The following is an 11,480-nucleotide window of genomic DNA, read 5'->3' as shown; positions in this document are numbered from 1 at the left end:
GTGCCGTCGGTGGCGCACCGCCGACGGCGGTGCCGGGGCGCGGTGTTGCGTCAGTGCGCCGCGTTGAAGGCGTCGTAGACCTTCTTGGGGATGCGGCCACGTGCGGGAACGTCCATCCCGTTGGAGTCCGCCCAGGCGCGGACCGCCCGCGGCGCGGGGTCGACAGCGGTGTGCCGGTACGACTTACCGGACCGCGTCTGCTTGCGGCCGGCCACGACGAACGGCTCCAGGGCGGCCCGCAGTCGCTCGGCGTTCTCCGCGTTGAGGTCGATCTCGTAGGACCGGCCGTCAAGGCCGAACGTGACCGTCTCGGTGGCGGCGCCCCCGTCGATGTCGTCGGAAAGTGTGACCACTACCTGCTGTGCCACGTGTACCGGTCCTTTCGGCTGCTCCGCGTCGCTCGCACGCACCCGCCCGGGTGCCCGGCCGTCGCGCACGAGAGGCGGACATAAACATTCTTCGCTGCTCGTTCCCGGCGTCCTCGGTGGGACTGCGGCGTTATTTCGGGCCTGCCGCGCGGTACCTGGGAAATACCGCTGCGCCGTGCTGCCCACTGTGTTGCCCGCCGAGTTGTCGGGGCTACCTTCCTTTTACCATTATCGCCCGTCGGAACGCGGTTCCGATACCCGACCGTGACCCGGTGCCCCACATATCTACCCGGGTAGATTTTCATCCCGGGTACGCTGAGCGAAGCAGCGTCAAGCACCAACACCACCGGGAGTACCTGTGGCTCGCGTCGTAGTCGACGTCATGCTCAAGCCGGAGATCCTCGACCCCCAGGGCCAGGCGGTGCAGCGCGCGCTGCCGCGGCTCGGCTTCGACGGGATCACCGATGTGCGGCAGGGCAAGCGTTTCGAACTGGAACTGGAGGGCCCGGTCGATGACGCCGCGCTCGCCCGTATCCGTGAGATGGCGGAGAGTTTTCTCGCCAACACCGTGATCGAGGACTTCACCGTCCGCGTGGAGGAGTCCGCCGAAGGCACCACCGCCGGAGCCGCTTCGTGACCACCCGCATCGGAGTGGTCACCTTTCCGGGATCGCTCGACGATCACGACGCCCGCCGCGCGGTGCGGCTGGCCGGCGGCGAGCCCGTCGCCCTGTGGCACCGCGACCGCGACCTCAAGCAGGTCGACGCGGTCGTGCTCCCCGGCGGCTTCTCCTACGGCGACTACCTGCGCTGCGGCGCCATCGCCCGGTTCTCGCCGGTCATGGAGTCCGTCGTGGAGCAGGCGCGCGGCGGCATGCCGGTGCTCGGGATCTGCAACGGCTTTCAGGTGCTGTGCGAGTCGCACCTGCTGCCCGGCGCGCTGACCCGCAACGACCACCTGCACTTCATCTGCCGCGACCAGCGGCTGAAGGTGGAGAACGCCGGCACCGCCTGGACCTCCGACTACACCGAGGGCCAGGAGATCACCGTTCCGCTGAAGAACGGCGAGGGCGGCTTCGTCGCCGACGAGCGCACCCTCGACGAACTGGAGTCGGAGGGCCGGGTCGTCTTCCGCTACCTCGGTTCCAATCCCAACGGTTCCCGCCGCGACATCGCCGGCATCACCAACGCGGCCGGCAATGTCGTCGGCCTGATGCCGCATCCCGAGCACGCCGTGGAGCCGCTGACCGGCCCGACGACGGACGGTCTCGGGTTCTTCACCTCCGTTCTGAAGAAGCTGGTTCAGGCATGAGCGTCGACACCACCGAGCACGCCGCGAAGACCCCGGACGTCGAGCAGCCCTGGGCCGAACTCGGCCTGAAAGAAGACGAGTACGCGCGAATCCGCGAGATCCTCGGCCGCCGCCCGACCGGTGCCGAACTCGCGATGTACTCCGTCATGTGGTCCGAGCACTGCTCCTACAAGTCGAGCAAGGTGCACCTGCGCCAGTTCGGCGAGAAGGCGCCCGAGAACGACGCCATGCTCGTCGGCATCGGTGAGAACGCCGGCGTTGTCGACGTCGGCCAGGGCTACGCGGTCACCTTCAAGGTCGAGTCGCACAACCACCCCTCGTACATCGAGCCCTACCAGGGCGCGGCGACCGGAATCGGCGGCATCGTCCGCGACATCCTTGCCATGGGCGCCCGCCCGGTCGCGGTGATGGACCCGCTGCGCTTCGGCGCCGCCGACCACCCCGACACCCGCCGGGTGCTGCCCGGCGTCGTCGCGGGCATCGGCGGCTACGGCAACTGCCTGGGCCTGCCCAACATCGGCGGCGAGATCGTCTTCGACTCCTGCTACCAGGGCAACCCGCTGGTCAACGCCCTGTGCGTCGGCGTGATGAAGCACGAGGACATCCACCTCGCCAAGGCGTCCGGTACCGGCAACAAGGTCATCCTCTACGGCGCCCGCACCGGCGGCGACGGCATCGGCGGCGTCTCCGTGCTGGCCTCGGAGACCTTCGACGCCGAGGGCCCCTCGCGGCGCCCGGCCGTCCAGGTCGGCGACCCCTTCCAGGAGAAGCTCCTCATCGAGTGCACCCTGGAGGTCTTCGCCGAGGACCTCGTCGTCGGCATCCAGGACCTCGGCGGCGCCGGGCTCTCCTGCGCCACCTCCGAGCTGGCCTCGGCCGGTTCCGGCGGCATGCGGGTCGAGCTCGACACCGTCCCGCTGCGCGACGCGACGCTCTCGCCCGAGGAAATCCTCATGAGCGAGTCGCAGGAGCGCATGTGCGCGATCGTGACCCCGGAGAACACCGAGCGGTTCCTGGAGATCTGCGAGAAGTGGGACGTCATCGCCACCGTCATCGGTGAGGTGACCGAGGGCGACCGCCTGGAGATCTTCTGGCGCGGCGAGCAGATCGTGGACGTGATCCCCGGCACTGTCGCCCACGAGGGCCCCGTCTACGAGCGGCCGTTCGCCCGTCCCGACTGGCTGGACGCGCTCCAGGCCGACGACGCCGCCCGGCTGGCGCGGCCCGCGAACGCCGACGCGCTGCGCGAGCAGGTGCTGGCGCTGGTCTCGTCGCCCAACCAGGCGGCGAAGACCTGGGTCACCTCCCAGTACGACCGCTACGTCCTCGGCAACACCGTGCTGGCGCAGCCCGAGGACTCCGGCATGATCCGCGTCGACGAGGAGACCAACCTCGGCGTCGCGGTCGCCACCGACGGCAACGGCCGGTACGCCAAGCTCGACCCGTACACCGGTGCCCAGCTGGCGCTGGCCGAGGCGTACCGCAACGTCGCCGCCACCGGCGCGACCCCGCTCGCCGTCACCGACTGCCTCAACTTCGGTTCGCCGGAGGACCCGGCGGTCATGTGGCAGTTCGCCGAGGCCTGCCGCGGTCTGGCCGACGGCTGCCAGACGCTCGGCACCCCGGTGACCGGCGGCAACGTCTCGCTGTACAACCAGACCGGCGAGCAGGCCATCCACCCCACCCCGGTGGTCGGCGTGCTCGGCGTCATCGACGACGTCACCCGCCGCACGCCCATGGCGTTCACCGAGGACGGCCAGCTGCTCTACCTCCTCGGCGACACCCGCGAGGAGTTCGGCGGCTCGGCGTGGTCCCAGGTGGTCCACGACCACCTGGGCGGACTGCCGCCCCAGGTCGACCTGGAGCGCGAGCGGCTGCTCGGCGAGATCCTCGTCAACGCCTCGCGCGACGGCATGATCGACGCCGCGCACGACCTCTCCGACGGCGGTCTCGTCCAGGCCGTGGTGGAGTCCTGCCTCAAGGGCGGCAAGGGCGCCCGTCTGGTCGTTCCCGACGGCCTGTCGGCGTTCACCTTCCTCTTCTCGGAGTCGGCCGGCCGCGCTGTCGTCGCCGTTCCGCGCAGTGAGGAGGTGCGGTTCAACGACATGTGCGGCGCCCGCGGCCTGCCCGTGACCCGCATCGGCGTCGTCGACGGCGACGCCGTCGAGGTGCAGGGTGAGTTCACGCTGACGCTGGCCGAGCTGCGCGAGGCCAACGAGCGGACCCTGCCGGAGCTGTTCGGCTGAGGTCGGCCGCCGGCCGACCGCGCCCGGGGCGCCGGGGCACCACCCGTCAGGGTGGCGCCCCGGCGCCCTTCGCGTTGCCGCGTGCCCGGGTGCGAGTGCGTGAGTCACCGGTGCTCCCCGGCTTCGGCTGGTCGCAGGGCTGAGCGACCTCGCTTGCATGGTTGGAACCCACTTGCTGTCCGCCCCGGCGTGCGGGCAGGGTCTGGATCATGCTTGAACTACGCACCGTGGAAGCGGACGACTGGCCCCTGTGGCGGGATTTGCGCCTGGCCGCGCTTGCGGAGGCGCCCTACGCGTTCGGGTCGACGCTGGCTCAGTGGCAGGGCTCCGGTGACCGAGAGGAGCGCTGGCGTGCCCGTCTGGCGATTCCTGGCGCATGCGACCTCGTCGCGCTCCGCGACGGCCTTCCGGTGGGCATGGCCAGCGGAGTACCCGGTGAGGGAGCAGCGAACACGGAGTTGATCTCGATGTGGGTCAGCCCCACGGCTCGGGGCGAGGGCGTCGGGGACTACCTGATCCAGGCGGTCGAGCGGTGGGCGACGGGGCGCGGCGCCACGACCTTGCGGTTGTCCGTCATGCCGGACAACCGCAAGGCGACCGCGCTCTATGAGCGGCACGGTTTCACCGACACCGGCGAGCCCGGCGATCTTCTGGCCGATGGCGTCGGCAGGGAGCGGGTCCTGGCGAAGCGCCTGTCCGCTGCCTGATCTCCCCATCCGGGCACGGCCGGCTCCCTCACCTCAGTCAGGCTGCGACGGCGAGGGGCTTCTGCCTCAGTGGATGCCCACCTCGCTCCGCAGATGGCCGCGTGCGGAGTGCTGTGCCGCCAAGACGTCACCTGGTGAAGGCCGTCGCGACTCAGGCTCGGCTTGGGTTCTAGCGGTACTTACCTGCACCGGGCCCTCGTGGCGTCCCGGCTCGAAGAGTGCGAGACGGGCACCGGGGCACAACCGGTCAGGCGACGTCGGCCCGCACCTCGATCGGATCATCCGGCGCAGATTGCGAAGCCCCTGTAGTCGAGCGGCCGGTGTCGGGCGAGCGGTGGTGGACTGAACGGCCTCGGGCAACAGCCCTCTCGCCACGGTCAATGGCGATCGCGGGGCGCGGCACCCGCGAGGGTGGTGCACCGGGGCCCTTCGCGCTGTCGTGTGCCCGGATGCGCCCGCAAGGTCAACTCGGCTGTGCAATCGCCCAGTTGGAGTTCGACATGCGATGGGAGGGCTCCCATTCGACGCCGCGCGGTGACCTCCCGCAGCGGATCGGACACGGAGTGCTGAGAGTCCTCCTAGGCTGACGGTCACCCCGCTGAGGGGACCGTCAGCGTCATCGGGAGGGGTCCGTCGTGGCATTGCGAGAGCCGTACGCCGAAGAACTCCGCGCCCACCGCGAACGGGCCGCGCTGACGCAGACGGAGGTCGGAGAAAGGCTGCGGGTCCACTGCTCGTTGGTCGCGCACTGGGAGGCCGGGCGACGCAAGCCGTGCCCGCAGGATGCCGAACGCCTCGACGAGATCTTCGACACCGGCGGGACCTTCCGCCGGTTCCTCAAGCGTCGGCCGTTCGCCGAGTACTTCGAGCGGGTCGCCTTGGCCGAGCAGGGAGCGAAACGTATCGAGGAGTTCGCTCCCGCGCTCGTACCCGGGCTGTTGCAGACCGAGGCATACGCCCGCGTCGTCTTTCGGACCGCTCGTTTCTCGTGGCGAGAGGAGGAGTTCGAAGAGCAGATCTCCAACCGCATGGCGAGGCAGCGGCTGTTGGAGAAGGAGCTGCCCGAGGCGTGGTTCATCCTCTCCGAGGCGGTGCTGCGGATCGTCGTCGGCAGTCCTGACCTGATGGCAGCCCAACTGGCGCACATCGCGGCGCTGGTGCGGCGGCACCGGGTCACCTTCCAAGTGGTCCCGTTCAGCCACGGCTCTCACGCCGCCATGGGGTCGATGATGAAGCTGATGAGCTTCGCCGAACAGCCGGATCTCGCCTACGAGGAAGGCGTGGGGACTGGACGGGTGGCCGACGCCGATACGCCGGATCTGGTCCGCGAATGTCGTGACGCGTACGATCTGGCCAAAGCTGCGGCGCTGCCGCCGGCGGCGTCTCTGAGCCTGTTGGGATCCATCGTGGAGGAGTACCGACGTCATGACGACTCCGTTCGACCCGAGCCGCGCATGCTGGCGCGCATCGAGCCACAGCAACGGTAACGGCGGAGACTGCGTCGAGGTGGCGGATGGTGTGCCGGGGGTGTTGCCGGTGCGGGATTCCAAGGTTCCGCACGGCGCGTTCCTGGTGATCCCGGCCGCTGCCTGGTCCGGCTTTGTCACCGCCGTCCGCGCCGGTGAGCTTCCGCGCTGACCCCGTGGTGCGCCACGTCGGCCCGGCCCCCGGGGGCGGGCGGTCGGGCGCCGACTGGAAGGGAGAGTGCAGCGATGCTCGCACGCTTCGACCTGAGCAGTGCCTCGTGGCGTACATCGAGCCACAGCAACGGTAACGGCGGTTCCTGTGTCGAGGTGGCGGATGGTGTGCCGGGGGTGCTGCCGGTGCGGGACTCCAAGGTTCCGCACGGCGCGTTCCTGGTGATCCCGGCTGCCGCCTGGACCGGCTTCGTCACCGCCGTCCGCGCCGAGAGGTTCACCCGCCGCGCCGGCTGACGCGCGGGCGGAGCCCCGGGCCGGGCGGGTTCAGCCCGGTGCGGCGACGCCGTGCACCTGGTCCAGCCGCAGCGGCGCGGGCGGCGGCAGGGCAGGGGCGCCCTCGGTGCGGAAGCCCTGGAGCAGGTAGCCGACGAGCCGCCGGGTGGCCGCCAGCGCGACCTCTGGCGGTCCTGCCGCGACACCGTGCTGCGCGAGGAAGAGCAGGCTGAGGTCCGAGAGGTCGAAATCCGGGCGCAGCACCCCGGCCTGGCGGCAGCGGGAGACCAGCTCCGCGAGGTGTGCCTCCGCCCGGTCCCGTTCTGCGTTGACGTCCACCGCGCCGGGGAACCGGGTGTGGAACGCCGCCGCGCAACCGCGGTGGACCGCCTGCATGTCGGTCACCGTGTGGACGACGGTGCACAGGCCGCGCCACGGGTCGGGGTCGGCGACCGCCTCCTCGATCAGCTGGTGGCAGTGGTCGAGCTGCTGACGGAACGCCTCGGTCACCAGCGCGGCGCGGGTGGGGAAGTGCCGGTAGAGCGTCGCCGGACCGACTCCGGCGCGGCGGGCGACCGCCGTGAGCGGTGCGTCGATGCCCTGGGCGTCGAAGGTCTTGCGCGCGGCGGCGAGGATGCGTTCCCGGTTCCGGCGGGCGTCCGACCGGAGCCCGTCGCCCACCCGCGTGTCGCTCCCCTGTTCGTCGGTCGACCCACCGGTCCGGCCCGCCGTCGTGCCGTCCGCCGCCGTGTCGTCCGGTGTCCGAGAGCGCTGATCAGCCATGACTCTCACTTTAGCGAAAGCGGAAGGTGCCGTCCGTTTCGCTGGTTAGCGTGGCGGAGCGGCCCCGCCGGGGGCCGTGCGCAGCAGCCGCCGGTCCGAACCGACCGGCGCGGCGCCACGAGACGGGACCGACCGTGACCGACATGGACGCAGTGCTCTTCGACCGCTACGGACCGCCTGAGGTGCTCCGCGTCGGCCGGGTCGCCCGCCCGACCGCCGGGGCGGGTGAACTCCTCGTCCGCGTTCACGCGTTGGGTGTCAACGGTGGCGAACTCGCCGCGCGGTCCGGCCGCATCAGGCTGATCACCGGACGCCGGTTCCCGCAGCGGCTCGGCATCGACTTCGTCGGCGAGGTGGTCGCGGTGGGGTCCGGCGTGGTCGGCAGCAAGCCGGGGGAGCTCGTCTGGGGCGTGCTCGGCCGCACCATGGCCTCCGCCGCCGCGTACGTGGCGGTCCCGACGGACCGGACGGCGCCCGCGCCGGCCGCGCTCTCCGCGACGGAGAGCGCGTCGCTGGTCGCCGGGGCGACCACCTCCCTCACCGCGCTGAGCGCGAAGGCCGGGCTGCGTCCGGGGGAGCGGCTGCTGGTGCGCGGCGCGGCAGGCGGCGTCGGCAGCGTCGCCGTGCAGGTCGGCAAGCATCTCGGCGCCCGTGTCACCGCGCTGGCAAGTGAGGGCGCGCGGGAGTTCCTGACCGGTCTCGGCGCCGACGAGGTGGTTGACCGGAGACGCCACGGCCACGCCGACCTGGGGGAGTTCGATGTCGTGCTGGACACCGTCGGCACCGAACACCGCGCGTTCCGGCGTCTGCTGGCGCCGGGCGGACGCATGGTGGCGATCGCCCTCGACTACGCCAGGCTGCCCGCCGCCCTCGGCTACCTGCTGGCCTCCACCGTGCACGGGCGGCGCCGGGTTCGCTTCTTCAGCGGTGCCCCCGACACCGCGCTGCTGGTGCGCGCCGCGGAACTGGCCGAGCGGGGCGCGCTGCGGCCGGTGGTCGATACCGTCCACCCCCTCGCCGGCGTGGCCGACGCACACCGCGCCCTGGAGGCGGGTGGCGTCCGCGGCAAGCACGTCCTCCGCGTCGTCTGACGTCCCGCCGGGCCGGCGATCGCCAGGGCCCGACGGAACCTCAACAGCTGTTCTTCGGCAGAGCTTTCCGCAGCCGGCGCGCCGGATTCGCGGGCGCGGGGGGCGGTACGATGCGACCATCGCAGAGGCTCGCACGGATATTCGATGACGGGGCGTGCGCCGGCGCAGTGGAGATGTGACCGTCTGGGGCGATCCCCGGCGGTGTCCGCCGCGTTGCCGACGCGACGGCGCCGGGCGGTCTTCCGCCCTCGCCCTCCGGGAGCAGGCACCGGCGGGGACTGTCGCAGGCGCCCTGAGGCCACGTGGCACCGGGGAGGTCACGGCGGGGGCGTCACCAGGTCCGTGGGCGAGTCAGGAGACACCCAGCGTGCGTGAGCGAGACAGAGACGCTTCGGCCCGGACGGGCAGGCCGCTGCCACGGTCGGCAGTCACCCAGCGGAGCGCGCAGCAGATGCGGGGGCCGGAGGCCGAGATGCTGGCGATCCAGCGACTCGCCGGCAACCAGGCGGCCACGAGTTCCGTCGCCGCGGCCCGGCACCAGCACGGGGCGGGCTGCGGCCACGACGCTCCGGCGGTCCAGCGCTCCACCACCGGGGTCACCGTGCAGCGTTCCTCGCGCTACCCCGACGACATGGACATCGACATCGTGGACGCCCCGTACCGTCCGTCCTACAGCTCCTACGGGCCACCGGCGATCAGTGGCTCCTCGCCCTACGGCCAGGCGCCCTCGCCCTACGGCCAGGCGCCGTACGGGCAGGCGCCCTCGCCGTACGGTCAGGCGCCCGCCCCCTACGGTCAGGCGCCGTACGGGCAGGCCCCCTCGCCGTACGGCCAGGCACCCTCACCCTTCGCGCCGTCGCCGTACGCACCCTCGCCGTACGCACCCTCGCCGTACGACGAGGACGTCGACATGGAGGCGGGGCGTCACAGCTCCGGGGCGCACGTGGTCACCGTCGGACCACGCAGCTCGCGAGACCCACGGGAGCGACGCAGCGGGCGCAGCAGCCGCAGCAGCCGCAGCAGCCGCGAGCAGTACCCGGTGGGACGGCGTGGCCCGTCGATCCCGAGCATCCACGGCGAGCGGCCCAGCGGCCGGGCGCCGGCGCCCTCCAACGTGCTGCCGACCCTGCTGAGTCTCGGGAACTCGATCCTCGCCGACGTCCAGTCCCGCATCCCCTACACCCCGAACCAGATCAGCTCAGCCTCCGCAGCCGGTGGGCAGGCCCATCTCATGCTCGCCGCCACCCGGAACCCCGACTTCCGGCAGCCGGTCAGCGGCCTGCGGGAGAGGCTGGGGCAGGACGCCGCCGCCGCGGAGGCGATCGGGGCGGGCAACTGCGGTGAGAACGCCGCGATGAGCTTCTGCCTGCTCAACAGGAGCCCCCTGCCCGGGGGCAGCTCGATCTGGTACGTGCCGTTGTCGACGACCGACCACGTCTTCGTCGCCGTCGGCCCGCGCGACCGGCCCGAGCAGATAGTCGTGATCGACCCTTGGCAGCGCAACAGCCGTGCGGTCCCGGCAACCGAGTTCACCCACTTCCAGTTCCTCGACAGGAACGGTCGGATCAACCCCGACGCCCAGGAACTGGCGCCGGACGGAAAGGACTACCTCCAGATCGGGCGCGGTCTGCTGGACATGGACTCGCTGAACAGCACCATGGACCTGACCGGGCCGCCGGTGGAGGAGTCGACGTACGCGGGTGCCGCGGGCATGTACGAACACGTGATGCCCTCGGCCCCGAGCAGCAGCAGGCCCAGCGGCTCGTCCTCCCGTCGCCGCCGCGAGGACCCCGCACGACGCCGTGCCGCGGAGCGCTGGTACCGGGAGCGCTAGGCCCTGTCTGACGAATCCGCCTGGCCCGCGGCGCTTGGCCCGGTATCTCGCCACGGTGGAGCCTCGCGCGAGTACGACGGGTACGAGCTGCGACGCTCCGCAATGCGATCCACCGAACCGGACGCCGCGGGCGTTGCCGGCGCCGTTCACCAGACAGGATCCAGCCACGAGGCCCTGCCTCCCACCGCCCCCGTCCCGCCGCTTGCGGGACGGGGGCGGCGTGCTCCCGGCCCGGTGCACGGCGCCCACCCCGCGCTGCCGGGCGTGTCCCCGTGCGCGCTGGCATGCTGTGCGTACCGACGGCGAGGGAGGTCCCCATGATCCGCAGACACGTACTCGTGACCGGTCGCGTGCAGGGTGTGTTCTACCGGGACACCTGCCGTCGGGAGGCGTGCGCGGCGGGCGTCACCGGCTGGGTGCGCAATCTGCCGGACGGTCGCGTCGAGGCGACCTTCGAAGGTGATCCACAGGCTGTGGACGGTCTGCTGGAGTGGGCGCAGCGCGGCCCGGAGTCGGCGGCGGTCGACCACATGACGGTGAACGACGAACAGCCTGTGGGTGACACGGAGTTCGTCGTGCGCTGAGTCGCCACCACCGTGCGCCCCGAGTGCTCTGTCGTGCACCGCCTGTGACCCCCGATTCCCTCGCTTCCGCCGGTCCGCTGCCCCACGATGTGGAGAAGCACAGACCGACGAAGGGGTCCGCCATGGCAAAGCAGCCGCGCCACAGCCAGGGGTCCGGCGCTGCCCGCCCGCAGGACCGATCGACCCGCCGCGAGCGCGCCGAACGGCACGACAACCGCGATCAGCGGGACCAGCGGACCCAGGACCGGCGGTTCCAGGACCAGCGGGACCAACGCACCCAGGACCGGCGGTTCCAGGACCAGCGGTCCCAGGACAACCGGGTGACCAACCGCCGTTCGCAGTCCCAGCACACCCAGCGCACCGAGGTCCACGTCCACAACGCCGCTGCCTCGCGCGCCGGTTCGCAGGCGGACTCCCGCTCCCAGGCGAGCACCAAGTCCGGGTACGGCCTCCTCGCCACCCTGCTGCTGCTCTTCGTCGGTGGCATCGGGCTGCTGCTGTTCATGCTGGTGACCTGACCGCCGCCGAGCCGGCCCGCGGGTCGGCACCCTGAACCGCGCGGCGCCCGCGATCGGTACGGCCGGTCGTCGGCGCTGCGCGCACCACCCGCCGCCGGGCGCAGCCGGCCGGGCCCCGAAGGGCC

13 protein-coding genes are annotated in these 11,480 nt (G+C 71.8%); 11 read left to right on the top strand and 2 right to left on the bottom strand.

Translation table 11 applies throughout. From position 1 onward, the window contains the following. Nucleotides 1-50: 50 nt before the first annotated feature. A complete protein-coding gene (locus tag HCJ92_RS18065) occupies nt 51-368 on the bottom strand; it encodes an Lsr2 dimerization domain-containing protein (protein ID WP_167934657.1) in 318 nt (105 codons plus the stop codon). A 358-nt stretch (nt 369-726) separates the two neighbouring features. Here HCJ92_RS18065 and purS point away from each other — a divergent pair, with 358 nt between their 5' ends. The 7 genes from purS (at nt 727) to HCJ92_RS18030 (ending at nt 6,566) form a co-directional block, all read left to right on the top strand. Continuing rightward, on the top strand, nt 727-1,005 hold the full coding sequence (purS, locus tag HCJ92_RS18060) for a phosphoribosylformylglycinamidine synthase subunit PurS (protein WP_167934656.1): 279 nt from the start codon (nt 727-729) through the stop codon (nt 1,003-1,005). Next, nucleotides 1,002-1,679: a phosphoribosylformylglycinamidine synthase subunit PurQ gene (purQ, locus tag HCJ92_RS18055; RefSeq protein WP_167934655.1), complete on the top strand. Its 678-nt coding sequence runs from the start codon at nt 1,002-1,004 to the stop codon at nt 1,677-1,679. The genes purS and purQ overlap by 4 nt, the downstream gene beginning before the upstream one ends. Beyond that, nucleotides 1,676-3,925 (top strand): phosphoribosylformylglycinamidine synthase subunit PurL, encoded by a 2,250-nt coding sequence (gene purL / locus HCJ92_RS18050; protein ID WP_167934654.1) that lies wholly within the window; start codon nt 1,676-1,678, stop codon nt 3,923-3,925. Before purQ ends, purL begins: the two co-directional genes overlap by 4 nt. Before the next feature lie 209 nt (nt 3,926-4,134). Next, nucleotides 4,135-4,632: a GNAT family N-acetyltransferase gene (locus HCJ92_RS18045; RefSeq protein WP_167934653.1), complete on the top strand. Its 498-nt coding sequence runs from the start codon at nt 4,135-4,137 to the stop codon at nt 4,630-4,632. A 635-nt stretch (nt 4,633-5,267) separates the two neighbouring features. Continuing rightward, entirely contained in the window at nt 5,268-6,119 is an 852-nt protein-coding gene (locus HCJ92_RS18040; protein ID WP_167934652.1) for a Scr1 family TA system antitoxin-like transcriptional regulator, read from the top strand. After that, nucleotides 6,058-6,270 (top strand): DUF397 domain-containing protein, encoded by a 213-nt coding sequence (locus HCJ92_RS18035; RefSeq protein WP_167934651.1) that lies wholly within the window; start codon nt 6,058-6,060, stop codon nt 6,268-6,270. The genes HCJ92_RS18040 and HCJ92_RS18035 overlap by 62 nt, the downstream gene beginning before the upstream one ends. Nucleotides 6,271-6,344: 74 nt before the next feature. Beyond that, nucleotides 6,345-6,566, top strand: a complete 222-nt coding sequence (locus HCJ92_RS18030) for a DUF397 domain-containing protein (RefSeq protein WP_167934650.1) — start codon at nt 6,345-6,347, stop codon at nt 6,564-6,566. Between the two features lie 30 nt (nt 6,567-6,596). Here the strand turns inward: HCJ92_RS18030 and HCJ92_RS18025 are convergent, their stop codons facing one another. Continuing rightward, the gene (locus HCJ92_RS18025; RefSeq protein ID WP_167934649.1) at nt 6,597-7,328 is read right to left on the bottom strand and encodes a TetR/AcrR family transcriptional regulator; all 732 of its coding nucleotides are present in this window, start codon (nt 7,326-7,328) and stop codon (nt 6,597-6,599) included. Nucleotides 7,329-7,462: 134 nt separating this feature from the next. Here HCJ92_RS18025 and HCJ92_RS18020 point away from each other — a divergent pair, with 134 nt between their 5' ends. From HCJ92_RS18020 to HCJ92_RS18005, 4 genes are all read left to right on the top strand, one after another. Further along, nucleotides 7,463-8,419, top strand: a complete 957-nt coding sequence (locus tag HCJ92_RS18020; RefSeq protein WP_167934648.1) for a zinc-binding dehydrogenase — start codon at nt 7,463-7,465, stop codon at nt 8,417-8,419. A gap of 451 nt (nt 8,420-8,870) precedes the next feature. Continuing rightward, a complete protein-coding gene (locus HCJ92_RS18015) occupies nt 8,871-10,253 on the top strand; it encodes a hypothetical protein (RefSeq protein ID WP_167934645.1) in 1,383 nt (460 codons plus the stop codon). Between the two features lie 317 nt (nt 10,254-10,570). Continuing rightward, nucleotides 10,571-10,837, top strand: coding sequence for an acylphosphatase (locus HCJ92_RS18010; RefSeq protein WP_167934647.1), 267 nt, complete (start codon nt 10,571-10,573; stop codon nt 10,835-10,837). 122 nt (nt 10,838-10,959) lie between these two features. Continuing rightward, entirely contained in the window at nt 10,960-11,355 is a 396-nt protein-coding gene (locus tag HCJ92_RS18005) for a hypothetical protein (RefSeq protein WP_167934646.1), read from the top strand. Nucleotides 11,356-11,480 lie beyond the last annotated feature (125 nt).

Origin of the sequence: Streptomyces spiramenti (assembly GCF_012034385.1) — a bacterium.
Classification (GTDB): Bacteria; Actinomycetota; Actinomycetes; order Streptomycetales; family Streptomycetaceae; genus Streptomyces; species Streptomyces spiramenti.
The sequence above is the reverse complement of the archived record's forward strand: the minus strand, read 5'-3'. Positions and strand labels throughout refer to the sequence as shown.